The organism is Pseudomonas sp. BMW13 (genome assembly GCF_013357275.1).
In the GTDB taxonomy this organism is placed as follows: Bacteria; Pseudomonadota; Gammaproteobacteria; order Pseudomonadales; family Pseudomonadaceae; genus Aquipseudomonas; species Aquipseudomonas khazarica.
In genome coordinates this window covers 203,597-225,551 of record NZ_SUKD01000022.1, presented here as the reverse complement: position 1 = coordinate 225,551, position 21,955 = coordinate 203,597, and the positions used below count along the sequence as shown (strand labels likewise).

The 21,955-nt window shown below is 65.2% G+C and carries 24 protein-coding genes; 9 read left to right on the top strand and 15 right to left on the bottom strand.

Annotated elements, in window-relative coordinates; all coding sequences use genetic code 11:
* Positions 1 to 68 precede the first annotated feature (68 nt).
* Positions 69 to 686, bottom strand: a complete 618-nt coding sequence (gene thrH, locus E4487_RS17755) for a bifunctional phosphoserine phosphatase/homoserine phosphotransferase ThrH (protein ID WP_047593108.1) — start codon at positions 684 to 686, stop codon at positions 69 to 71.
* A 176-nt stretch (positions 687 to 862) separates the two neighbouring features.
* Between thrH and E4487_RS17750 the strand changes: the two genes are divergently transcribed.
* Positions 863 to 1,483 carry a phosphoadenosine phosphosulfate reductase family protein gene (locus E4487_RS17750; protein ID WP_037047737.1) on the top strand — a complete coding sequence of 207 codons (621 nt, stop codon included), beginning with the start codon at positions 863 to 865 and terminating at the stop codon, positions 1,481 to 1,483.
* Positions 1,484 to 1,546: 63 nt separating this feature from the next.
* Here E4487_RS17750 and cysB read toward each other — a convergent pair whose 3' ends face one another.
* The 5 genes from cysB to E4487_RS17725 all read right to left on the bottom strand — a co-directional run bounded on the left by cysB (position 1,547) and on the right by E4487_RS17725 (position 5,503).
* Positions 1,547 to 2,521, bottom strand: a complete 975-nt coding sequence (gene cysB, locus E4487_RS17745) for an HTH-type transcriptional regulator CysB (RefSeq protein ID WP_037047738.1) — start codon at positions 2,519 to 2,521, stop codon at positions 1,547 to 1,549.
* 107 nt (positions 2,522 to 2,628) lie between these two features.
* Entirely contained in the window at positions 2,629 to 3,129 is a 501-nt protein-coding gene (locus E4487_RS17740) for a universal stress protein (RefSeq protein ID WP_037047740.1), read from the bottom strand.
* A gap of 121 nt (positions 3,130 to 3,250) precedes the next feature.
* Positions 3,251 to 4,156 carry a 5'-nucleotidase gene (locus tag E4487_RS17735; RefSeq protein ID WP_134677883.1) on the bottom strand — a complete coding sequence of 302 codons (906 nt, stop codon included), beginning with the start codon at positions 4,154 to 4,156 and terminating at the stop codon, positions 3,251 to 3,253.
* 4 nt (positions 4,157 to 4,160) lie between these two features.
* Positions 4,161 to 5,117 carry a putative 2-dehydropantoate 2-reductase gene (locus E4487_RS17730; RefSeq protein WP_175253996.1) on the bottom strand — a complete coding sequence of 319 codons (957 nt, stop codon included), beginning with the start codon at positions 5,115 to 5,117 and terminating at the stop codon, positions 4,161 to 4,163.
* Positions 5,117 to 5,503: a thioredoxin gene (locus E4487_RS17725; RefSeq protein WP_175253995.1), complete on the bottom strand. Its 387-nt coding sequence runs from the start codon at positions 5,501 to 5,503 to the stop codon at positions 5,117 to 5,119. The genes E4487_RS17730 and E4487_RS17725 overlap by 1 nt, the downstream gene beginning before the upstream one ends.
* Between E4487_RS17725 and E4487_RS17720 the strand changes: the two genes are divergently transcribed.
* Both E4487_RS17720 and E4487_RS17715 read left to right on the top strand, forming a co-directional pair.
* Entirely contained in the window at positions 5,502 to 5,915 is a 414-nt protein-coding gene (locus E4487_RS17720) for a PilZ domain-containing protein (RefSeq protein ID WP_037047747.1), read from the top strand. The two genes, E4487_RS17725 and E4487_RS17720, sit on opposite strands and share 2 nt — an antisense overlap.
* Positions 5,916 to 6,129: 214 nt before the next feature.
* Entirely contained in the window at positions 6,130 to 7,206 is a 1,077-nt protein-coding gene (locus E4487_RS17715) for a 3-deoxy-7-phosphoheptulonate synthase (protein ID WP_037047749.1), read from the top strand.
* 62 nt (positions 7,207 to 7,268) lie between these two features.
* Here the strand turns inward: E4487_RS17715 and E4487_RS17710 are convergent, their stop codons facing one another.
* On the bottom strand, positions 7,269 to 7,547 hold the full coding sequence (locus tag E4487_RS17710) for a GNAT family N-acetyltransferase (protein ID WP_037047751.1): 279 nt from the start codon (positions 7,545 to 7,547) through the stop codon (positions 7,269 to 7,271).
* 131 nt (positions 7,548 to 7,678) lie between these two features.
* Positions 7,679 to 9,052 (bottom strand): GntP family permease, encoded by a 1,374-nt coding sequence (locus E4487_RS17705; protein WP_175253994.1) that lies wholly within the window; start codon positions 9,050 to 9,052, stop codon positions 7,679 to 7,681.
* Between the two features lie 270 nt (positions 9,053 to 9,322).
* Here E4487_RS17705 and oprI point away from each other — a divergent pair, with 270 nt between their 5' ends.
* Positions 9,323 to 9,574, top strand: a complete 252-nt coding sequence (oprI, locus tag E4487_RS17700; RefSeq protein ID WP_037003984.1) for an outer membrane lipoprotei OprI — start codon at positions 9,323 to 9,325, stop codon at positions 9,572 to 9,574.
* Between the two features lie 127 nt (positions 9,575 to 9,701).
* Here oprI and E4487_RS17695 read toward each other — a convergent pair whose 3' ends face one another.
* The 3 genes from E4487_RS17695 to E4487_RS17685 form a co-directional block, all read right to left on the bottom strand.
* A complete protein-coding gene (locus E4487_RS17695) occupies positions 9,702 to 10,658 on the bottom strand; it encodes a L,D-transpeptidase family protein (RefSeq protein WP_152488804.1) in 957 nt (318 codons plus the stop codon).
* Positions 10,659 to 10,728: 70 nt separating this feature from the next.
* Positions 10,729 to 11,010: a hypothetical protein gene (locus E4487_RS17690; RefSeq protein WP_037047753.1), complete on the bottom strand. Its 282-nt coding sequence runs from the start codon at positions 11,008 to 11,010 to the stop codon at positions 10,729 to 10,731.
* Positions 11,011 to 11,099: 89 nt separating this feature from the next.
* Positions 11,100 to 11,705, bottom strand: coding sequence for an arylesterase (locus tag E4487_RS17685; RefSeq protein WP_134677879.1), 606 nt, complete (start codon positions 11,703 to 11,705; stop codon positions 11,100 to 11,102).
* A gap of 11 nt (positions 11,706 to 11,716) precedes the next feature.
* On the opposite strand from E4487_RS17685, the gene E4487_RS17680 reads away from it, so the two are divergent.
* The 3 genes from E4487_RS17680 to greB are packed head-to-tail and all read left to right on the top strand — an operon-like array spanning position 11,717 to position 15,456.
* Positions 11,717 to 12,400 carry an ABC transporter ATP-binding protein gene (locus E4487_RS17680; protein ID WP_134677878.1) on the top strand — a complete coding sequence of 228 codons (684 nt, stop codon included), beginning with the start codon at positions 11,717 to 11,719 and terminating at the stop codon, positions 12,398 to 12,400.
* The gene (locus E4487_RS17675) at positions 12,400 to 14,904 is read left to right on the top strand and encodes an ABC transporter permease (protein WP_175253993.1); all 2,505 of its coding nucleotides are present in this window, start codon (positions 12,400 to 12,402) and stop codon (positions 14,902 to 14,904) included. The genes E4487_RS17680 and E4487_RS17675 overlap by 1 nt, the downstream gene beginning before the upstream one ends.
* 54 nt (positions 14,905 to 14,958) lie before the next feature.
* Positions 14,959 to 15,456, top strand: a complete 498-nt coding sequence (gene greB, locus E4487_RS17670; RefSeq protein WP_037047760.1) for a transcription elongation factor GreB — start codon at positions 14,959 to 14,961, stop codon at positions 15,454 to 15,456.
* 69 nt (positions 15,457 to 15,525) lie between these two features.
* Here greB and E4487_RS17665 read toward each other — a convergent pair whose 3' ends face one another.
* Complete coding sequence (locus tag E4487_RS17665) at positions 15,526 to 15,834, bottom strand: hypothetical protein (RefSeq protein ID WP_037047763.1); 309 nt, start codon at positions 15,832 to 15,834, stop codon at positions 15,526 to 15,528.
* 497 nt (positions 15,835 to 16,331) lie between these two features.
* Here E4487_RS17665 and E4487_RS17660 point away from each other — a divergent pair, with 497 nt between their 5' ends.
* Positions 16,332 to 17,285 carry a triacylglycerol lipase gene (locus E4487_RS17660; RefSeq protein WP_175253992.1) on the top strand — a complete coding sequence of 318 codons (954 nt, stop codon included), beginning with the start codon at positions 16,332 to 16,334 and terminating at the stop codon, positions 17,283 to 17,285.
* An 84-nt stretch (positions 17,286 to 17,369) separates the two neighbouring features.
* Entirely contained in the window at positions 17,370 to 18,401 is a 1,032-nt protein-coding gene (locus E4487_RS17655; protein ID WP_175253991.1) for a lipase secretion chaperone, read from the top strand.
* Between the two features lie 5 nt (positions 18,402 to 18,406).
* Here E4487_RS17655 and E4487_RS17650 read toward each other — a convergent pair whose 3' ends face one another.
* The 3 genes from E4487_RS17650 to E4487_RS17640 form a co-directional block, all read right to left on the bottom strand.
* The gene (locus E4487_RS17650) at positions 18,407 to 19,426 is read right to left on the bottom strand and encodes a LacI family DNA-binding transcriptional regulator (RefSeq protein WP_037047772.1); all 1,020 of its coding nucleotides are present in this window, start codon (positions 19,424 to 19,426) and stop codon (positions 18,407 to 18,409) included.
* Positions 19,427 to 19,585: 159 nt separating this feature from the next.
* Positions 19,586 to 20,599: a TRAP transporter substrate-binding protein gene (locus E4487_RS17645; RefSeq protein ID WP_037047775.1), complete on the bottom strand. Its 1,014-nt coding sequence runs from the start codon at positions 20,597 to 20,599 to the stop codon at positions 19,586 to 19,588.
* A 57-nt stretch (positions 20,600 to 20,656) separates the two neighbouring features.
* Positions 20,657 to 21,934, bottom strand: a complete 1,278-nt coding sequence (locus E4487_RS17640) for a TRAP transporter large permease (protein ID WP_175253990.1) — start codon at positions 21,932 to 21,934, stop codon at positions 20,657 to 20,659.
* Between the last annotated feature and the right edge of the window lie 21 nt (positions 21,935 to 21,955).

Here is a 21,955-nt window from a genome sequence, read left to right as displayed (position 1 = left end):
CGAGCAGCAAGAAAAACGCCGCGTTTTCTCACGGAAATCGCGGCGTTTTCACGACAGCAGGTGGGCTGTCACAGGCTCAGCGTGCGATTCGACGCCTTGAGGAATTCCTGCTTGAGGTCGGCATAGCTGTGCACCGCCGGGAACTGCGGGAACTCGCGGATCACGTTGTCCGGGGCATGGAACAGGATGCCGGCGTGGGCTTCGCTGAGCATGGTGGTGTCGTTGTACGAGTCGCCCGCGGCGATCACGCGGTAGTACAGGCTCTTGAAGGCGATGACCGACTGGCGCTTGGGATCCTTCTGGCGCAGCTGGTAGCTGACCACGCGATCATGCTCGTCGGTGATCAGGCGATGGCACAGCAGGGTCGGAAAGCCGAGCTGACGCATCAGCGGCTGGGAGAACTCGTAGAAGGTGTCGGAGAGAATCACCACCTGGAAACGCTCACGCAGCCAGTCGACGAACTCCACGGCGCCTTCCAGCGGCTCGAGCGTGGCGATCACGTCCTGGATGTCCTTCAGTTTCAGGCCATGCTCGTCGAGGATGCGCAGGCGCTGCTGCATCAGCACGTCGTAGTCGGGAATGTCGCGGGTGGTCGCCTTGAGCGACTCGATGCCGGTTTTTTCCGCAAAGGCGATCCAGATTTCCGGGACCAGTACACCTTCCAGGTCGAGACACGCGATTTCCACAGGACACTCCTCGGTTGAGCCAAAAAGGGAGCCGGCACTCTAACGAGTGGGCGGTGGTCACGCAATCCGCGCGGCTTATAACTGCATGAAAGGTCATAGAAGTAGCTTGTTATTTAGAAGCATAACCAGCCTTTGCTAAGATCGCGCCCTCACGCACACGATCTGGAGTCCTCAGCATGGAACTCGACCTGGACGCGCTCAATGCCGAATTCGGCAACCAGCCTGAAAAGCTGGTTCAGTGGGCCATCGGGCTGGGCAAACCCGCCATCTGCACCACCAACTTCCGCCCGTTCGAAGCGGTGATCCTGCACATGGTCAGCCAGGTCAAGCCGGACATTCCGGTGGTCTGGATGGACAGCGGCTACAACACCGAAGCGACCTACCGCTTCGCTGACGAGGTGGCCCGCAAGCTCAACCTCAACCTGATCACCTACCTGCCCAAGCGTTCGCGCGCTCACCGCGAGGCCATCGACGGCCCGGTCCCGGCGCTGGACGATCCGCGTCACGCGGCGTTCACCGAAGAGGTGAAGCTCGAGCCCTTCGCCCGCGCCCTGCGCGAAACAGCGCCCAGCGTCTGGTTCACCGCCCTGCGTGCCACCGACACCGCCGTACGCGCGCAGATGGACCCGGTGAGCATCAACCCGGACGGCCTGATCAAGGTCGCGCCGCTGCTGCACTGGACCTCCAAGGACCTGTACCAGTACCTGGTCGCCCATGACCTGCCGAACGAGTTCGACTACTTCGACCCGACCAAGGGCGAGGACAACCGCGAGTGCGGCCTGCACCTCAGCCACTGAGTGGCAGGTAGCTCAAACGAAACATGGCGCCCCAGGGCGCCATGTTTCGTTTGAGTCGCAGGCTCAGTGCACCGGTAGCTTCACGCCCTCGAACAGCTCCTCGAGTTCGGACTTGTTGTGGCACTGCACCGCCTTGGCCAGCATCTCACGGCTGAGGTGCGGGGCGAACTTCTCGATGAAATCGCACATGAAGCCACGCAGGAAGGTGCCCCGACGAAAACCGATCTTGGTCACGCTGGGCTCGAACAGCTCGTCGGCGTCCAGCACCACCAGGTCCTGATCGAGTTTGCTGTCGACGGCCATCTTGGCCACGATGCCCACGCCCAGGTTGAGGCGTACGTAGGTCTTGATCACGTCGGCGTCGGCTGCGGTGAACACCACCTTGGGCGTCAGCCCACGGTGACTGAAGGCCTCGTCCAGCTTCGAGCGCCCGGTGAAACCGAACACGTAGGTCACGATGGGATGCTCGGCGAGCGCTTCGAGCGTCAGCTTCGGCAGCTTGGCCAGCGGATGCCCCTGCGGCACCACCACGCAGCGATTCCAGCGGTAGCACGGCATCATGATCAGGTCGTTGAACAGCTCCAGACCCTCGGTGGCGATGGCGAAGTCGACGCTGCCATCGGCGGCCATCTCGGCGATCTGCGTCGGCGTGCCCTGGTGCATGTGCAACGAGACGTCCGGGTACTGCTTGATGAAGGCACTGATCACCGGCGGCAAGGCGTAGCGCGCCTGGGTGTGCGTGGTGGCGATGGACAGGGTGCCCTTCTTCTCGTTGGAGAATTCCTGGGCGATCTGCTTGATGCTTTCCACCTTGCGCAGAATCTCTCCTGCGGTGGTGATGATCCGTTCTCCGGCGGGGGTGACACGGGTCAGGTGCTTGCCACTGCGGGCGAAGACTTCCACGCCCAGCTCATCCTCGAGCAAGCGAATCTGCTTGCTGATCCCTGGTTGCGAGGTGTAAAGGCTTTGAGCGGTAGCCGATACGTTGAGGTCGTGGTGCGCGACTTCCCAGATGTAGCGCAGTTGCTGAAGCTTCATAGATTTCCCTCAGAGCAGTAAGGCAGGCCAGCAGCCTGTCAACGCCTTATATAACCATATTATTGGTCTAATACATCAGCATAGATCGTTTTATTAGTTACACCCTCCTACAAGTCACCATGTCCGCGATGCTGCAACATGGGCACCAGGTACACCGGTGCCTCCGACAGCTGCACGATGCGCGCGGCCGTACGCCCCAGCGGCACCGCGAGATCCGCGCCATGGCTGTGACTGCCTACGACCAGCAGATCCACCCCAAGTTTCTGCGCCTCCTCGAGAATCACCGTTGGCGGATCGCCCTGCAGCACTCGCACCGCGCGAATCAGATGCAGGTCCTGAAGCCCGTCCCCCAGCTCATCCCGAAAGCCTTCCAGAACACGCTGCTCGATGCTGGCCATGACCGTACCGAGGCCGTTGCGGCGCAACTCGTCCAGGGTGTCTTCATCCAGGTAGGTCTGCAGCACGGACTCGGCGAACAGCCCCATGGGTTCGACGGCATGGACGACATAGAGGTCGGCCTTGAAACTGCGGCTCACCGCCAGGGCGTGCTGCAAGACGTAAGAGGCATAAAGCCCCAGATCGGTGGCATAGAGTATCGAGCGAATCACGCGGCCTCCTTGACTGCAGACGCAGGCCCTTGTTTGAGCTTAGCAGCGCATCAGACAAAGCAAGGTCGGCGGCGTTATTTAGGACGAATGGCTATATGCAAGGTGGCAGCGGCCACCAGATTCAAGGCTGCGACTCGTTGCTCACCCCGTGCGGCACGTGCCCCGTGGCCACTACCTGGCGGGCCTTCTCGCAGTGCCCGGTCTGGTCATCGAAGAACACGTCGGCCGCGAACGCCTCGAGCACCGCCGACTTGTCCAGCCCGCCGAGAAAGAAGGACTCGTCCAGGCGGATGTTCCATTCGCGCAAGGTGCGGATCACCCGCTCATGCGCCGGCGCCGAGCGTGCGGTCACCAGTGCGGTGCGAATCGGGCAGTCCGTCTCGGGAAACTCCTGCTGCAGGCTGTGCAGCGCCGCGAGAAACGGCTTGAACGGCCCGCCAGGCAGCGCCTGCCGCGCCGCCTCGCGCTCGTGGCTCTGGAACGCATGCAGGCCACCGCTCTGGTAGACGCGCTCGGAGTCATCGGAGAACAGCACGGCGTCGCCGTCGAAGGCGATGCGCAGCTCGTTGCTGTTCGCCCGCCGCGTGCCACCCGAGAGCAGCGTGGCGGCACCGAAGCCGGCCTTGAGCGCATTGCGCACGTCATCGGCATGGGTGGAGAGAAACAGATGGCAACCAAAGGCTGCCAGGTAAGGGTCGGGGCTGCGTCCGCCGACGAACGCCGCGCGCGAGATGCCGAGGCCGTAGTGCTGGATCGAGTTGAAGGCGCGCAGCCCCGTGTCGGCGCTGTTGCGCGACACCAGGATCACCTCGACGCGCTGCTCGCTGAGGCGCTGATTGAGGCCCAGCAGTTTCTCCACCAGGGGGAAGGCGTCACCCGGCATCAGGACCTCGTCCTCGTGCTCGATCTGATAACGGCGATAGGCTTCCACCCCCTCGCTTTCATAGATCTGGTGGCTCTCGCTCAGATCGAACAATGCCCGCGAGGAAATCGCCAGCACCAGCTTGTCGCCCAACCCCTTGCCCATATGCTCAGGCCTCCCCGCGCGCCTGGATGAAACGCAGTGCCTGATACAGCGCGCGCACCTTGGGCATGTCGAAGCCAGCGGCGTCGGCCGCAGCCAGAGGTGCTTCGTAGATGGCATGCAGCTCTGCCGGGCGGCCCTGGGCGAAGTCGTGGTACATGCTCGGCAGGTAGTCGGGCATCCGCTCGGTAGCGGCCAGCAGCTTGCTTGCGTACTGCTCCGGCATGCCGTGGCCGAGCGCCTGTGCGGCCTGCACCACCTCCTGCATGATGTCGCCGATCAAGGCGCGGCTGTCGGGGTTGCCCATCAGGCGCTGGGTGTCGGCATCGAGCAGCACGGAAAGGCCGTTGTAGGGCACGTTCCACACCAGCTTCTGCCAGCGCGTCTGGGTCAGATCACGCATCGGCGTCGAGTCCAGCCCGGCGCTGCGCAGCAGGTTCGCGCCCTCTTCCACCAGCTCCAGACGCGACGCCTCGTCACCTGCCGGCCCGGAGTGGTACGCCAGGTTGATCGCGCCCAGCGCCTGATGCTCGATCACGCCAGGCGCACTGCGATGGACACAGATGTAGCAGAGGCCGCCGAGCAGATGCAGGCCATCCGGCAGCAGTGGACGCAACTCGTCCTCCACCGCCAGGCCGTTCTGCAACAGCACGACCCTGGCGCCGGGAGCGGCAGCCCTGGCGATGAGCGGAGCCAGCTCGGCGTTGGCCGTGGTCTTCGCCCCCACCAGCAGCCAGTCGCAGGGCGGCATGTCCTCGATTCGCCGGTAGGCCTGCGCCGGCGCCAGGGTCAGCGCGCCATGCACGCTGCTGTTCAGGCGCAGGCCCTGTTCGGCCACCGCGGCATATTCGCTGCGCAGCAGGAAATGCACGTCATGTCCGGCCTTGGCCAGCAGTAGCCCGTAGAAGCCGCCGATGGCCCCCGTGCCGATGACGCCGATGCGCGGTGCAGGGGTTTGAGACATCAAGGTAGCTCCTCAGCCGGACGACGCAGAGCCTCGTCCATGGCGGTGATCAGATCGGAATGAGTGAGACGGGCGCGCAACGCGCCAAAGAAATGGCCACCGCGAACCAGAAACAGCGCCGGCAGGTGAAAAACCTCGTAGCGCGTCACCAATCCGGCGTTATGCCCCGCATCGATCCAGCACAGACGCTCGATCGGCAAGCCCAGGCCAGGCAGCACCTGACGCGCCCAGCGGCAACTGGCACAGCCCGTGCTTGTGAACACGACAAGCGACGTACCGGAAAGATCGAGCAGGCGGCGGTCGGCATCCAGGTCGGTCAGTTCCAGTTGCGTCGCTATACTGAATTCACTGATATCAGTTTGCCTGCATTCGAGGTCGGTGTTCATGCGTAAGTTTCTGCGTCATCCAAGCGACATGCCGGTGGAACTGGTGTTGCGCAAGAAGGCCTGCATACCCAGGCAGCGGTTGAACAATATCAGCCTGGGAGGGGTGGCATGCAACTCGACGCGCGGCTTTCGCCGCGGGACATCGGTCGAGCTGCGCATTCCGCTGCTGGGCGAGCTGGCGCGCTACCCCGGCGTCGTGGCTTGGTGCCGGCGCCTGGAGAACGGCTACCTGGTAGGCATCGCCTTCATCGACGAAGACACCCTGTTTCGCGCACGCATGGTCGAACAGGTGTGCCATATCCAGCACTATCGACAGCAACTGGAACAGGAATCGGGCCACGCCGTCGCCATCGAGCAGTGCGCCCAGGACTGGATCGCCAAGCACGCCGCCGAATTCCCCTACCTCGCCTGACGGCGCTCCGCCCTCCCGGACACGCAGGAAGCGCAACACCCTCTCGCAGCGATACGCCGCCTCTATGACGCTCATTGAACTCATCGCCCATTGTCGCGCAGCCGCGTACGCGCTAAGGTTCGGCTCCCCCTGCACAAACTAGCTGTGCACCGCCTCAGGGGACCCCTGGCGGCCGGCACCCGTGACCCGACGACCTGACCCGATGAGTAGCACGATGGCTGATTTACCGATCGACGACCTCAACGTCGCTTCCAACGAAACGCTGATCACCCCCGATCAGCTGAAACGCGAGATTCCCCTGACCGATGCCGCCCTGCAGACCGTATCCCATGGTCGCCAGGTGGTACGCGACATTCTCGATGGCAAGGATCATCGCCTGTTCGTGGTAGTCGGCCCCTGCTCCATCCACGATATCAAGGCAGCTCACGAATATGCCGAGCGCCTCAAGGTGCTGGCCGCCGAACTGTCCGACAGCCTGTTCCTGGTCATGCGCGTGTACTTCGAGAAGCCACGCACCACGGTCGGCTGGAAAGGCCTGATCAACGACCCCTACCTGGACGACTCGTTCAAGATTCAGGACGGCCTGCACATCGGCCGCCAGCTGCTGCGTGACCTGGCCGAGATGGGCCTGCCCACCGCCACCGAAGCGCTCGACCCGATCTCGCCGCAGTACCTGCAGGACCTGATCAGCTGGTCGGCCATCGGCGCCCGCACCACCGAATCGCAGACGCACCGGGAAATGGCTTCGGGCCTGTCCTCGGCAGTCGGTTTCAAGAACGGTACCGACGGCGGCCTGACCGTGGCGATCAACGCCCTGCAGTCGGTCTCCAGCCCGCACCGTTTCCTCGGCATCAACCAGGAAGGCGGCGTATCCATCGTCACCACCAAGGGCAACGCCTACGGTCACGTCGTGCTGCGTGGCGGCAACGGCAAGCCGAACTACGACTCGGTCAGCGTCGCCATTTGTGAGCAGGAACTGACAAAAGCCGGCATCCGCCCGAACATCATGGTCGACTGCAGCCATGCCAACTCCAACAAGGACCCGGCTCTGCAACCGCTGGTGCTGGAGAACGTGGCCAACCAGATTCTCGAAGGCAACCAGTCCATCGTCGGCCTGATGGTGGAAAGTCACCTGGGCTGGGGCAACCAGTCGATTCCGAAGAACCTGGACGATCTCAAGTACGGGGTTTCCATCACCGATGCCTGCATCGACTGGGACACCACCGAGAAGACCCTGCGCAGCATGCACGCCAAGCTCAAGGATGTGCTGCCCAAGCGTCAACGCGGCTGATCGCCACAGCAGTAACGAAAACGCCGGGCAATGCCCGGCGTTTTGCTATCGACGCTACGCGCTCAACTGGCCTGATGGCGTTGCCGGCGCTCCATGTAGCGTTCGACGTAGGAGCAGGACGGAATCACCGTGTAACCCTGGCCTTCGGCGTAGCGCAGGGCATGTTCGGTCAGTGCCGCAGCGATACCGCGGCCGCGCAGTGCGTTGGGTACGAAGGTTCGATAGATGTCCAGCGTCTGCTTGCCCAGATCCATATAGGCCAGATAGGCACGATCACCTTCGACGGTGGTCACGAACTGATGACTCGCCTGGTCATGGTGAATGGACAACCCTTCGCTCATCTTCTCTCCTCTAGCCACGAAACACTCGCGACACATCTTTACTTCATACCGGCGCTTCGGCAAAAGCGCAAATGCGATTCCTGCCTGAACGACTGCAAGCTGACAAGTCTAACACAGGCCAAACCCGCCAATCAGAGGCTCAGCAGCCCGATGCAGAGCAGCGCGGCCAGCACCGGAATCAGCACCGTGATGACGAAGATGTCCTTGTAGGCCTGCTTGTGGGTCAGGCCCATGATCATCAGCATGGCGATCACCGCGCCACAGTGCGGCAGCGAGTCCAGCCCACCGGCGGTGATAGTGGCGATACGGTGCAGCACTTCGGGCTCCACGCCCATTTCCAGGTAGCGTGGCGCCAGCGTCTGCATGAATATCTGCAGGCCGCCGGAGGACGAACCGACGATGCCCGAGACCACGCTGACGGAGGCGAACACGGACAACAGCGGAGGTAGCTCCACCGCCAGCACCCACTGGGCGAACTGCGCAAAGCCCGCCGTCTGCGTGACCACACCGCCAAAGCCGATCACCGCAGCCGTATTGAGCAACGGCATGATCGCGTCGTCGGCGCCCTGCCCCAGCAAGCCCAGGGTATTGCGACGCAATGCGGGAAACAGCAGCACCGCCACGCCCGTGGCGATCACCAGGGCCAGGCTGGGCCAGAGGATCGGCTGCGACAGACTGAATGCCAGCAACCGAGCGAACGCGCCCTCGCCGGCAGTCGCCAGGCCGGAGAGCGCGAGCAGGCGCGGCAGCAGAATCACCCCCAGCACCACGACGATCGGCACCAGCGCGACACCCCAATGCGGCCCGCTGCCCGGCACGCCCGCCAACTGCTGCATGCGCTCGTCCTGGGCATTGGCCTCGAAGCCCTCGCCGAGTTCACGGGCCAGGCGCCACTCGCGCTGCAGGTAGGCCATCCCCAGGCCGATCATCACCAGCGAGGCGAACAGGCCAATCCACGCTCCCGCAAACAGGTCGGTGCCCAGGGCACTGGCGGCGATCACGTTATGGATGGACGGCGAACCGGGCAGCGCCGTCATGGTGAAGGTTCCGGCCCCCAGGGCGATGGCCGCGCAGAACAGACGCTTGGGCAGGTTGGCCTCGCGCATCAGGGTGATGCCCAGCGGATACATGGTGAAGATCACCACGAACACGACGACGCCGCCGTAGGTCAGCACCGCACACACCAGCATCGCCACCCAGAGCGTGCGCTGCGTGCCCAGTCCCTGAGTGATCGCCTGAGCGATGCTGCTGGCCGCCTGACTCGCTGCCATCACCTTGCCGAAGATGGCGCCGCAGAGAAACAGCACGAAGAACTTGCCGGCGAAGGTGAATGCCCCCAGCGGGCCGAACGGGAAATGCTCGAGCAGGGCCTTGGGCACCGCCACGTCGTTGCTCAGCGCGACCAGGATCGAACACGACAGCGCCGCGATAAAGATGTTCACCCCGCGCAGCGCCATGAAGATAAGTAGCGCCAAGCCCAGTAACAGCCCCAAATTCCCCAGCATCTGCATACCCCACTTTATTGTTTTAGTTCTGAAGACGAGACAGTTATAACAGTTCGTACAGGCCCTGTGCCGCCACTGCGGCAAAACTGGCTGTTTTTTAAGCAACCCCCATACTTTCTAGCTTTCAGCCTCACATAACGGAAAAAAAAAGTGCAACTCTTGCTCCAGCTCCGTTTACTTACTAAAAGTAATAGGTAGTATGTAGGCCGGCTAATTTCCCGCAGTTGGGAAATTGCTTTTTATGGAAAACTCCACCTCAAGGGGAACACGATGAACAACGTTCTGAAATTCTCTGCTCTGGCTCTGGCCGCAGTTCTGGCTACCGGTTGCAGCAGCATGTCCAAAGAAACCGAAGCTCGTCTGACTGCTACCGAAGACGCAGCTGCTCGCGCCCAAGCCCGTGCCGACGAAGCCTACCGCAAGGCTGATGAAGCCATGGCTGCCGCTCAGAAAGCTCAGCAGACCGCTGACGAAGCCAACGAGCGCGCTCTGCGCATGCTGGAAAAAGCCAGCCGCAAGTAATTCGCGACTCGGTTTTTCGAAAGCCGGCCCAGTTCACTGGGCCGGCTTTTTTATTGCCGCGACAACCGCCCCGCAGGCAATGAAAAGCCCACCGGCACGAATGCGGGCGGGCTCGGTCAGCAACGAATCAGAGTGACGTCGAATTGCTGGCTACCGCGTTGTCGACCTGCGCGGCGATGGGCACCGGCATGCCATCTTCGGCGGCGACCACTTCGCGCACCATCTCCCAGTCCAGGCGCAGGCCACTGAGTTCGTCACGCTTGAGCAGCGCGTTGATCACTGCCGTGTGCTTGTCGACGACGGAGGCGTTGCCCTCGTCGTCCAGGGGCGCATGCGCTTCCAGGTACACCTTGCCGTCGCTCACGCCGAACTTGTAGGGCTCGTTGACGATGCGCACCGGCGTGCCCACCGGCACCATCGCGGCAAGTTCCAGAACATTGTGGTTGAGCATGCGGAAGCAGCCATGGCTGACACGCATGCCGATGCCGAACTTCTTGTTCGAGCCATGGATCAGGTAACCGGGGAACGACAGCGTCAGCTTGTACGGGCCCAGCGGGTTGTCCGGACCTGGCGGTACCACGGTCGGCAGGTAGTCGCCTTCGGCGGCGTGCTCCTCGCGAATCGACTTGGGCGGGTACCAGGCCGGGTTCGGCGTCTTCACGGTCACGCGACCGGCCCCCAGCGGCGAGCCCCAGCCTTCACGACCGATACCCAGGGGGAAGGTGTGCACGACGTCCTGCCCCTTCGGGAAGTAGTACAGACGGTATTCGGCCAGGTTGATCACTATGCCCTCACGCGGCCCGGACGGCAGCACGTAACGGGTCGGCAGAATGACTTCGGCGCCCTCACCCGGCAGCCAGGGGTCGACGCCCGGGTTGGCCGCGACCATTTCCAGATAGCCCAGGTCGTTGGCGGTTCCCAGATCTGCAAAGGTGTCTTCGTATTTGGCCTTGATCACCTGCACCTGGCCGACCACGTCCTCACCAGGCGCTGGCAAGGGAAATTCGAGCGCCTGAACGGTTGCACTGGAGCACAGCGCGAGCAGAGTCAGACAGCGGTTGACCGCAGAGAAGCGCGACAACATCCGGGATGTCCTTGAAGAGTTGAGTGATGTTGCGGCGATTGTACACCGCCATTCGACAGCCGGGCAGACGTCAGCCATCCGCCCAGTTGGAGCACAGCCCCTGCCGCTGCGCCTCGAAGGTCGCACGGCAATCCGGGCACAGACGCCGATCACGCAGCCAGGCCTTGTCCAGCTGGTGCCAGCGCGGCTGCGCCGGAAGCAGCCCACCACAGAGCGTGCGATCGGCATGGCCGCCCAGGCGCAGTTGCCGGGCCACCAGATGCACGCGCACCTCGCGACAGGCGAACAGGTCCAGCTGTTCGTCTGGCTCGATCAGGTGGTAGGCATACAAGGACCAGGCGGGACGCGGCATCTGGAGCTCCGTGGAAGGTCGGCCACATTAGCCGAAAGGCACGAGCCGGAAAAGCCTCGGCCCGCACTCGGTTCAGGCGTGGGCCAGGCTCACAGCAGTGGCTCGAGACTGGGCCAGACGTTGTCCAGCAACAGCGCCTGCGCTGGCTCGCCCGGGTGGATGCCATCGGCCTGCATCATCCCCGGCACGCCACCGACGCCCTCGAGAAAGAACGGCACCAGGTCGACCTGCTCCTGCGCCGCCACATCTACATAGACCTGGGCGAAGGCCGTGGTATAGCGCACCCCGTAATTCGGCGGCAGGCGCATACCCAGCAACAGCACCTTGGCCCCGGCCTGCCGCGACTTCTCGACCATCGACGCAAGATTCTGTTGCAATTGCGCAGGCGGCTGGCCGCGCAGGCCATCGTTGCCACCCAGCTCGATGATGACCAGCGCCGGCTGATGCTCCGCAAGCAGCGCAGAGAGCCGTGCGGCGCCGCCTGCGCTGGTGTCGCCACTGATCGAGGCATTGACCACCGAGTGCTCGAAGCCCTCCTGTTCGAGGCGTTTTTCCAGCAGGGCGACCCATCCCTGGCGGCTATCCAGGCCAAAAGCGGCGCTGATACTATCGCCGACCACAAGCAGGGTGCCTGCAACCGCTCCCTGAGCCCAGAACATCAGGGCCAAGGCACCACTGAGCCACCATGCACGCATTTGGAATCTCCATGACTTCGAGCATTCTCGCTGCGCGGAACCTTAGCAAAGTGGTCAGCAGCACGGAAGGCGAGCTGACGATCCTCCACGACCTCGATCTCGACCTGGCAAAGGGTGACAGCCTGGCCATCGTCGGCAGCTCCGGCTCAGGGAAATCCACCCTGCTCGGCCTGCTGGCCGGTCTCGATCTGCCCAGCGGCGGCGACGTGCTGCTGGCCGGCAAGAACCTCGGCGAACTCGACGAAGACCAGCGCGCACGCCTGCGCGCCGAGCATGTCGGTTTCGTCTTCCAATCATTTCAGTTGCTCGACAGCCTCAACGCCCTGGAAAACGTGATGCTGCCGCTGGAGCTCGAAGGCCACGCCGATGCCCGTTCGCGCGCACGCGCCTTGCTCGAACGTGTCGGTCTGGGGCAACGCCTGACCCACTACCCGCGGCAACTGTCCGGCGGTGAACAGCAGCGCGTCGCCATTGCCCGCGCCTTTGCCGCCGATCCGGACGTGCTGTTCGCCGACGAGCCGACCGGCAACCTCGACAGCCACACGGGTGAGCGCATCAGCGACCTGCTGTTCCAGCTCAACCAGGAGCGTGGCACCACGCTGGTGCTGGTCACCCATGACGAGCGCCTGGCGCATCGCTGCCAGCGCCTGATCCGCCTGGAGGCCGGGCACCTGATCGACCGCGTGGAGCCCTGATGAATCGCGTCCCCGCTGTCCGCCTGCTTTCGCTCGCTGCCCGCCAGCTGCTGCGTGACGCCCGTGCCGGCGAGTTGCGCGTGCTGTTCTTCGCCCTGCTCGTCGCGGTGGCCGCCAGCAGTGCCATCGGCTACTTCAGTGCACGCCTGAACGACGCCATGCTGCTGCGCGCCAGCGAGTTCCTCGCCGCCGACCTGCGCCTGAGCGGGAGCACACCGGCGGATCAGGCGCAGATCGATGCCGGCCTCGAACTGGGTCTCGAGCATGCGCGTGCGGTGGAGTTCTCCAGCGTGGTCGCCGCTCAGGACGGCATCCAGCTGGCCAGCGTCAAGGCGGCCAGCGCGGGCTACCCGTTGCGCGGCGAGCTGCGCAGTGCGCCCGAGCCTTATGCGGCGGAAGAAGTGGGTTCCGGGCCAGGACCTGGAGAGGCCTGGGCCGAAGCCCGTCTGATGGTGGCGCTGAACCTGAAGGTCGGCGACGAGATCGAGATCGGCGCCAAGAGCCTGCGCCTGAGCCGCGTGCTCACCTACGACCCGGACACCGCTGGCGATTTCTACAGCCTGACGCCGCGCGTGCTGATCAATCTCGACGATCTCGCCGCCACCGAGGTGGTTCAACCGGGCAGCCGCGTGCGCTTTCGCGAGCTCTGGCGCGGCGATGCCGAGGCCCTGGCCGCCTACCGCCAGGCCGTCGAAGCGGGCCTGCAACCGAACCAGCGCCTGGACGACCCGCGCGACGGCAACCGCCAGGTTGGCGGTGCGCTGGGCCGCGCCGAGCGCTACCTGAACCTGGCCAGCCTCGCCGCCGTTCTGCTCGCCGGCGTGGCCGTGGCACTGTCGGCAGCACGCTTTGCCGCGCGGCGCTTCGATGCCAGTGCGCTGTTGCGTTGCCTCGGCCTGTCGCGACGCGAAGCGCTGACCCTCTTCACCCTGCAGCTCGCCTTGCTCGGGCTGATCGCCTGCGTGCTGGGCGCCCTGCTCGGCTGGGCCGGTCAGTACATTCTGTTCCACCTGCTGCGCGGGCTGATTCCCGCCGACCTGCCACCCGCCGACATCTGGCCGGCACTGGCCGGCATGGCCACCGGTCTGGTGGCGCTGGCCGGCTTCGCCCTGCCGCCACTGGCAGCGCTGGGTCGCGTGCCGCCGCTGCGCGTGCTGCGCCGCGACATGCTGCCGGTACCGGCCAGCTCCTGGCTGGTCTATGGCGCGGCACTGGTGGCGCTGGGCGTGATCATGTGGCGACTGAGCCTGGACCTGCGCCTGACCCTCGCCCTGCTGGGCGGTGGCATGCTCGCTGCTGCGCTGCTCGGCGGCCTGCTTCTGCTGGGCTTGCAGAGCCTGCGTCGGCTCCTGCAGAAAGCCGCCCTGCCCTGGCGCCTGGGCCTTGGCCAGCTGTTGCGTCACCCGCTGGCCGCCGCCGGTCAGTCGCTGGCCTTCGGCCTGATCCTGCTGGCCATGGCGCTGATCGCCCTGCTGCGTGGCGAGTTGCTCGATACCTGGCAGGATCAGCTGCCCGAGGATGCGCCCAATCACTTCGCCCTCAACGTGCTGCCCGCCGAGCGCGATGCCTTCGCCGCCCGCCTGGCCGAGTTGTCGCCGCACCCCGCCCCGCTGTACCCCGTAGTACCGGGGCGGCTGATCATGATCAACGATGAGCCGGTGCGGCAACTGGTGACCAAGGAGAGCCGCGGCGAACGCGCCATCCAGCGCGACCTGAGCCTGACCTGGGCCGAGCAGTTGCCCGCCGACAACCTGATCGCCGCCGGCAGCTGGTGGGGCGCTGCCCATGCCAGCGAACTGCCCGGCGTATCCGTCGAGGCCGAACTGGCGGAAAGTCTGCAGCTGAAGCTGGGCGACCGCCTGCGCTTCAACGTCGGCGGCATCGAGCGCGAGGCCCAGGTAAGCAGCCTGCGCCAGGTGGACTGGGACAGCTTCCAGCCCAACTTCTACATGATCTTCGAGCCACAGACCCTGCAGGACCTGCCCGCCACCTACCTGACCAGCTTCTATCTGCCGCCCGGCCACGATGCCGAGCTGATCGCCCTGAGCCGCGCCTTCCCCAGCGTCACCCTGCTGCAGGTGGACGCCCTGCTGGCGCAGCTGCGCAGCATCCTGGCGCAGGTCACCCTGGCCATCGAATACGTGCTGCTGTTCGTTCTCGCTGCCGGCCTCACCGTGCTGCTGGCGGGGCTGCAGGCGACGCTGGACGAGCGCATCCGCCAGGGCGCCCTGCTGCGGGCGCTGGGCGCCGAGCGCCGCCTGCTGGTCAGCGCCCGCCGCGCGGAGTTCGGCCTGCTCGGCGCCGCCGCCGGCCTGCTTGCCGCGCTGGGCTGCGAGCTGGTGAGCTTCCTGCTCTATCGCTATGCCTTCGACATGAGTTGGCAACCGCACCCCTGGCTGCTTCTGCTGCCGCTGATCGGCGCCCTGCTGATCGGCCTGGCCGGGGTACTGGGAACCCGCCGCGCCCTCAACGCCAGTCCGCTCAGCGTGCTGCGCGAAGGCTGAGCAGCGCCGGAGGGGTTTGCTAGACTGGCGCCCCCTCCAGCCCACAGAGCCACCATGAGCCGCTATCGCCCCCCTCGCCCCGCCGGTACGCCCCTGATCACCCCGGAAGGCGAAGCGCGCATGCGCGCCGAACTGCACGAGCTGTGGCATGTGCGCCGGCCACAGGTGACCCAGTCGGTCAGCGAGGCGGCGGCGCAGGGCGACCGCTCGGAGAACGCCGAGTACACCTACGGCAAGAAGATGCTGCGCGAGATCGACAGCCGCGTGCGCTTCCTCACCAAGCGCCTGGAGAAGCTCAAGGTCGTCAGCGACAGGCCCTCGGACCCGAACAAGGTGTACTTCGGCGCCTGGGTCACCATCGAGGACGAGGACGGCGAACAGTCGCGCTACCGCATCGTCGGTCCGGACGAGTTCGACCTCAAGCAGGGCCAGATCAGCATCGACTCGCCACTGGCGCGCGCTCTGGTGGGCAAACCGCTGGATGCCGAGGTTCGGGTACACAGCCCGGGCGGCGAGAAGACCTGCTACATCGTCGAGATCGCCTATCCGTGAATCGACGGGACGCGACCAGCGCCCCTGCCGCAGGGGCGGTCGGCGGCCTCGGATAACGAAGAGTCGTTGCTAGCGCCGGGTGATCAGCCCCTGACGCGCCACCCTTACCAGTTCGCCAACGGTCTGCTCGAGCTGCTCGGCGCTGGGTGCCTGGATCACGGCCAGATCGAAGCTGTCGCGGGCGAAACGGCTCAGCGACTCGCCGTTCTGCACGAACTGGATGCGAAACGCACGCGACCCCGACCAGCGCTTGGGCCAGCCTTCGAGATAACGCAGCAAGGTGGGTTGATGGCTGCCGCCAAGCAGCACGCGCGGATTGCGCAGCAGCAGGCCCGAAGTGATGGGCGCCAGGCGAATAAGGGGTTGGGGACAGATCATGGTCGAGTCTCCGCCTCGAGAATCCCGCTGGGCAGCGGTGAGAGGCGACACCGAACCAGCGCTTTAGCGGAATTTCAGGTGTCGATGACAACACCCTGAGGCGCCCCGCAAGTAGCTGTTTAAATCGGCGCAGGGCGAATCCTAGAGAAGCCCACGACGAACTGTCAAGGCGCTTCTGAGCCCGACCCCAACCTTCGATTGGCCGAGAGGGCATCCCGGCGTTCGACGGCGCCTCCACCCGCCTTCGCGGCGCCGTTGCAGCCCTCCGCATGCTGCCAGCCCACAGCATTTCCTCGCCTGGACGTGTCGACCCGTAACAGCGAAATGCACCCGAGGTATGCGGCGATCTGCAGCGAACGACCGGAATAGAGGCGTCCCGCGCCAATCGATGGCGCTGGCATGGTTCCTGCCATCGTTCTTGCGCCGTACGCGCCACGGGATGGGCGCGATCCGCTTGCAGGAAGCACTTGACTGCCCAACAAACCACGAGAGCGCCCATGAAGAACAATAAAACCCTGCTCGCCCTCTGCCTCGGCGCCGGCCTGCTCGCCAGCGGCCAGACCCAGGCATTCTGGTTCGGTTCCTCCGGCTATACCCAGACCAAGTACCCCATCGTCCTCGGCCACGGCATGCTCGGCTTCGACAGCATCCTCGGCATCGACTACTGGTACGGCATCCCGGCTGCCCTGCGACGTGACGGTGCCAGCGTGTACGTCACCGAGGTCAGCCAACTGGACACCTCCGAAGCGCGCGGCGAACAGCTGCTGCAGCAGGTCGAGGAGATCGTCGCCATCAGCGGCAAAGGCAAGGTCAACCTGATCGGCCACAGCCACGGCGGGCCGACCACTCGCTACGTCGCCGCAGTGCGTCCGGACCTGGTCGCCTCGGTCACCAGCGTCGGCGCGCCACACAAGGGCTCTGCCGCCGCCGACTTCCTCAAGGGCATCAGCGACGGGCCTGCCGGGCCGGTGGCCACCCCTCTGCTGGCCGGTATCGTCAACGGCCTGGGCACGCTGATCAACTTCCTCTCCGGCAGCGCCAGCACCACGCCGCAGAATGCACTCGGCTCGCTGGAGTCGCTCAACAGCGAAGGCGCCGCGCGCTTCAACGCCAAGTTCCCGCAGGGCCTGCCCACCAGCGCCTGTGGCGAAGGCGCCTACAGTGTCAATGGCGTGCGCTACTACTCCTGGAGCGGCACCAGCCCGCTGACCAACCTGCTCGACCCCAGCGACCTGCTGATGGGCGCCTCCTCGTTGACCTTCGGCAGCGAAGCCAACGATGGCCTGGTGGGCCGTTGCAGCTCCCGCATGGGCCAGGTGATTCGCGACAACTACCGGATGAACCATCTCGACGAGGTCAACCAGACCCTGGGGCTGACCAGCCTGTTCGAGACCGACCCGGTCACCGTCTACCGCCAGCACGCCAACCGCCTGAAGAACGCCGGGCTCTAGGCTGACCGAGTGCACTACCCGAGCCATGGGCATCGCGACATCGATGCCCATGGCACACTCCCTCCCTGACGCATCGAGTCACATGTGAAGAAAATCCTCTATGCCCTGCCGCTGCTGATTGGCGCCAGCCTGGCGCTGATGTTCTACCTGCAACCCGCACACCAGGGCCCCTCGCCCAGCGCAGCCAGCAAGGCGCCTGCCGCGCCACAGATCGCTGCGCCAGCGACGTCGGCGGACACCCTTGCCGTGTCCCCACCCGCCCCCGAAAAAACCACGAGCCTGGCCCTGCCCGGCTCCTTCGTCGGCACCGAGGTCGACGGCCGCTTTCGCGTCGATGCCGCCGGCAACCTGATCGTCAGCGAGGATATCCGCCGCATCTTCGACTACTTTCTCGCCAGCATCGGTGAAGAGAGCCTGGACGCCAGCGTGTCACGCCTGCGCGGCTACATCGACGCACAGCTGCAGGAGCCTGCGCGCGCCCGTGCCCAGGCATTGCTGGACCAGTACCTGAACTACAAGCGCGAACTGGTGCTGCTGGAGCGTGACCTGCCGCAGATGGCCAGCCTCGATGCGCTGCGCCAACGCGAAAGCGCGGTGCAGGCCCTGCGGGCGCGGATTTTCGATGACGAAACCCATCAGGCCTTCTTCGGCCGCGAGGAAGGCTACAACCGTTTCACCCTGGAACGCCTGGCCATCCAGCACGACGCCGGCATGAGCGCCGATGAGAAAGGCGCCGCCATCGACAGACTGCGGGCATCGTTGCCGGAAGCGCTGCAGGACGCCGTGCTGCCGCAACTGCAACAGGAGCTGCGCCAGAACACCGCGCGCCTGCAGGCGCAGGGTGCCAGCGCGGCGCAGATTCGCCAGATGCGCCAGCAACTGGTCGGCGCCGAGGCCACTGCCCGCCTGGAGACGCTGGACGGTCAGAGACAGAACTGGCAAAGGCGCCTGGAGGCCTATCTTGCCGCCAAGGCACAGATCGAAGCCAACCCGGGGCTCAGCAGCGCTGACAAGCGCGCCGCCATCGACGCGCTGGCAACGGAACGCTTCGACGAGCGTGAGCGCCTGCGCCTGGAAGCGGCCGAGCAACTGGCCGCCGCGAACAAGGGCCAGTAATCGCGTCAGGCGCTGTCGCGCATCACCAGCTCGAAGCCGACGTCGACGCAGTGCTGCTCGGGCGTCTCGCCACGCATCAGTGCCAGCAGCATGTTCGCCGCCAGCTCGCCGATCTGCCCACGGGTGGTGCGCACGGTGCTCAGCGCCGGGTGCATCCAGGCCGCTGCCGGCAGGTCGTTGAAACCGGCGATGGCCAACCGTCCCGGCACATCCAGGCCCAGCTGACGCGCACGGAACAAGGCCCCCATGGCCAGGTCGTCGTTGTTGAAGAACACCGCATCGATCTGCGGCTGTTGCGCCAGCAGGCGGTCGAGCAGCTCGGCGCCCAGACCGATGGACGACAGCTCCGGCGTCAGCAGCTCCAGTGCCGGGTCGTGACGCTGCAGATAGCGCATTACCTGGCGGTACCCTTCGGCCCGCTGCAAGGTGCGCGGGTCGAGCTGCGCGGCGGCGAAGGCGATATGCCGATAGCCGCGCTGCACCAGGGCACGGGTCATCGCCGCACCGGCCTCGATCTGGGAGAAGCCGACGCAGTAGTCCTCCGGCTCCTCGCTCAGTTCCATCAGCGTCACCAGCGGACAGGTACTGGCACCGAGAATCTCGCGGGCCGCGTCACTGCGCTCGAATCCGGTCACCAGCAGGCCGGCCGGCTGGTGCGCCAGGTAGGAGCGCAGCAGGCGTTCGTCCTCCTCGACCCGGTAATGGCTGACGCCGATCATCATCTCGAAGCCGGCGGGCATCAGCACCCGCTGGATCGCCTCGACGGTATCGACGAACACCGAGTTCGACAGCGAGGGAATCACCACCGCCACCAGGTTCGAGCGCGAACTGGCCAATGCCCGCGCCGCCGGGTTGGGCACGTACCCGAGCGCCTGGGCCGCACGCATCACCTGCTCGCGCAATGCGTCGGACACCCGCCCCGGCTGCGAGAGCGCGCGCGACGCGGACATCAGCGAACACCCCGCGGCCTTGGCGACATCGGACAGGGTGACACGCTCTGCAGAGCGGCGACGGCGTTGGCTCATAGCGCCTCCATTGATGATCAGCGGGCAATTCTACCAGCCCTGCCGATGAATAAAGCGCGGGACACGCCGCCCGGGGCAACGCCACCATGCAAGGAGCGTTGCCACCTGCGTGCCCCGCGAAACCTCGAGTCGGCCCGTCAGTCGTGCACGGGCCGGCTCTTACCGTGCAGCCTTGTCGACCTCGGCCTGGACCTGATCGAACAGTTGCTGCCCCACCGTATCGACCACCTTGGCGATCGCCGGGGCAGCCTGCTCACGCATGCGCTGCACCTCGGCGGGGGCCACTTCGTTGATCTGCATGCCCTTGTCCTTCAACTGCGCCAGTGCACGGGCGGCCTCCTCGCGGGTGTCCTGGCGCTCGAAATCGCGGGCCTTCTGCGCCGCCTCCAGGAGGATCTGCTGCTCGGTCTGCGACAGGCCGTCCCACCAGCGCTTGGACACGGTGACGATCCACGGGCTGTACACGTGGTTGGTCACGGTGAGGTACTTCTGCACCTCATAGAACTTCGAGGAGAGAATGGTATTGAACGGGTTTTCCTGACCGTCGACGGCCTTGGTCTCCAGGGCGGTGAACAGCTCGGAGAACGGCAGCGGCACGGCATTGGCGCCCATCAGCTTGAAGGTTTCGAGGAACACCGGATTGGGCATGACCCGCAGCTTGACGCCGGAGAAGTCTTCCAGCCGGTTGATCGCCCGGGTGTTGTTGGTCAGGTTGCGGAAACCGTTCTCCCAGTAGACCAGGCCGACCAGCCCCTTTTCCTCCAGCTTGTCCATCACCTGGCGGCCGACCGGCCCGTCGAGCACGGCATCGGCCTGCTCGGCGCTGCTGAACAGGAACGGCGTATCCCAGACCGCCATTTCCCGGGTGATGCCCACCAGGGTCGCGGTGGAGCCGACCATCATCTCCTGCGCGCCACCAATCAGCGCGCTCTGCATCTGGTCGTCGGAGCCCAGGCTGGCGGCACCGAAGGTGCGCACCTTGAGCTTGCCCTCGGAGGCCTTGGCCACCTCCTCGGCGAACAGCTTGGCCGCGCGGCCCTGGTTGCTGTTCTCGTTGAGGCCATAGCCGAAGCGGATCATGCGCGAGCGCACGTCATCGGCATGCGCGCTCAGGCTGGCCAGCGGGCTGCACAGCATGGCAGCGGTGAGGACGGCGAGCAGTGGACGTTTCATCGGGACTACCTCTTATTGTTGTGAATGAAACCGGCGTGCCAGTGCCGGTGGGTCAACTCAGCGCAACCAGGCCAGCGGCACGGTGACGACAGCCGGGAACGCCACCAGCAAGGCGACGATGCCCAGGTAGATCAGGAAGAACGGCAGCACGCCGCGCACCAGGATCTCCATGCGCAACTTGCCGATGCCGCCGACCACGTTGAGCACGGTGCCGACCGGCGGGGTGATCAGGCCAATCGAGCCGATCAGCACGAACATCACGCCGAAGTACACCGGATCGACCCCGGCCTTGATCGCGATCGGCGCCAGCACCGGTGCCAGGATCAGGATGGTCGGCGTCAGGTCGAGGACCATGCCCACCGCGATCATCAGCAGCATGATCGCCAGCATCAGCAGACGCGGGTGTTCGGCCAGCGGCCCGAGCATGGCGCCGATCTCGTCGGGCAGCTGCGCCAGGGTGATCATGTAGGCCGATACCGTTGCCGCAGCGCAGAGGAACATCACCGACGCTGTGGTGCGACTGGCGCGCGTCAGGGTTTCCATCAGCCCTGCCCAGTCCAGCTCGCGGTACAGCAAGGTGGAAACCGCCAACGCATAGACCGCCGCGACCACCGCCGCCTCGGTGGGCGTGAAGATGCCGAAGCGCAGGCCGCCGACGATGATCACCGGCAGCATCAGCGCAGCCGCGCCGTCGACCAGCACGCGACGGCGCTCGGCCGCACTGGCCTTCTCCGGTGTCGGCTCGGTGAAACCGCGGGCGATCAGGGTCCAGGCGATGATCAGGCCGCCGCCCATGATCAGCCCCGGCACCAGGCCGGCCATGAACAGCTGGCTGATGGAGGTGTTGGTGACCACGCCATAGATCACGAACGGCATCGACGGCGGAATGATCGGCGCGATGATACCGCCCGCCGCAACCAGGCCCGCCGACGAATGCAGCGGATAGCCACGCTGGTGCATCATCGGCAGCAGCAGCGTCGCCAGCGCGGCGGTGTCGGCCAGCGCCGAACCGGACATGCTGGCCAACAGTACCGCCGCGGCGATGGCGACATAGCCGAGGCCACCGCGCAGGTGCCCGAAATAGGCCTGGGCCATGGCGATGATGCGCCGCGAGATGCCGCCCGCGTTCATCAGCTCGCCGGCCAGGATGAAGAACGGCACGGCCAGCAGCGGAAAACTGTCGGCGCCCGCCAGCAGGTTCTGCGCCAGCAGCTGCACGTCCCAGAAATCCAGGTACCACATCAGCACTGCCGCCGTGAGGATCAGGGCGAAGGCAATGGGCATGCCGAACGCCATGAACCCGAGCAGGGAGGAAAGAAACACTGCGACAGTCATCGGCGCATCCTCGTTGGGCAC

Bases quoted from the DNA above. Each gene is read 5' to 3' on its own strand.
- E4487_RS17750 (WP_037047737.1), top strand. From the start codon at position 863: ATGGAACTCGACCTGGACGCGCTCAATGCCGAATTCGGCAACCAGCCT.
- cysB (WP_037047738.1), bottom strand. From the start codon at position 2,521: ATGAAGCTTCAGCAACTGCGCTACATCTGGGAAGTCGCGCACCACGAC.
- E4487_RS17735 (WP_134677883.1), bottom strand. From the start codon at position 4,156: ATGGGCAAGGGGTTGGGCGACAAGCTGGTGCTGGCGATTTCCTCGCGG.
- E4487_RS17730 (WP_175253996.1), bottom strand. From the start codon at position 5,117: ATGTCTCAAACCCCTGCACCGCGCATCGGCGTCATCGGCACGGGGGCC.
- E4487_RS17720 (WP_037047747.1), top strand. From the start codon at position 5,502: ATGCGTAAGTTTCTGCGTCATCCAAGCGACATGCCGGTGGAACTGGTG.
- E4487_RS17725 (WP_175253995.1), bottom strand. From the start codon at position 5,503: ATGAACACCGACCTCGAATGCAGGCAAACTGATATCAGTGAATTCAGT.
- E4487_RS17715 (WP_037047749.1), top strand. From the start codon at position 6,130: ATGGCTGATTTACCGATCGACGACCTCAACGTCGCTTCCAACGAAACG.
- E4487_RS17710 (WP_037047751.1), bottom strand. From the start codon at position 7,547: ATGAGCGAAGGGTTGTCCATTCACCATGACCAGGCGAGTCATCAGTTC.
- E4487_RS17705 (WP_175253994.1), bottom strand. From the start codon at position 9,052: ATGCTGGGGAATTTGGGGCTGTTACTGGGCTTGGCGCTACTTATCTTC.
- oprI (WP_037003984.1), top strand. From the start codon at position 9,323: ATGAACAACGTTCTGAAATTCTCTGCTCTGGCTCTGGCCGCAGTTCTG.
- E4487_RS17695 (WP_152488804.1), bottom strand. From the start codon at position 10,658: ATGTTGTCGCGCTTCTCTGCGGTCAACCGCTGTCTGACTCTGCTCGCG.
- E4487_RS17690 (WP_037047753.1), bottom strand. From the start codon at position 11,010: ATGCCGCGTCCCGCCTGGTCCTTGTATGCCTACCACCTGATCGAGCCA.
- E4487_RS17685 (WP_134677879.1), bottom strand. From the start codon at position 11,705: ATGCGTGCATGGTGGCTCAGTGGTGCCTTGGCCCTGATGTTCTGGGCT.
- E4487_RS17680 (WP_134677878.1), top strand. From the start codon at position 11,717: ATGACTTCGAGCATTCTCGCTGCGCGGAACCTTAGCAAAGTGGTCAGC.
- E4487_RS17675 (WP_175253993.1), top strand. From the start codon at position 12,400: ATGAATCGCGTCCCCGCTGTCCGCCTGCTTTCGCTCGCTGCCCGCCAG.
- greB (WP_037047760.1), top strand. From the start codon at position 14,959: ATGAGCCGCTATCGCCCCCCTCGCCCCGCCGGTACGCCCCTGATCACC.
- E4487_RS17665 (WP_037047763.1), bottom strand. From the start codon at position 15,834: ATGATCTGTCCCCAACCCCTTATTCGCCTGGCGCCCATCACTTCGGGC.
- E4487_RS17660 (WP_175253992.1), top strand. From the start codon at position 16,332: ATGAAGAACAATAAAACCCTGCTCGCCCTCTGCCTCGGCGCCGGCCTG.
- E4487_RS17650 (WP_037047772.1), bottom strand. From the start codon at position 19,426: ATGAGCCAACGCCGTCGCCGCTCTGCAGAGCGTGTCACCCTGTCCGAT.
- E4487_RS17645 (WP_037047775.1), bottom strand. From the start codon at position 20,599: ATGAAACGTCCACTGCTCGCCGTCCTCACCGCTGCCATGCTGTGCAGC.
- E4487_RS17640 (WP_175253990.1), bottom strand. From the start codon at position 21,934: ATGACTGTCGCAGTGTTTCTTTCCTCCCTGCTCGGGTTCATGGCGTTC.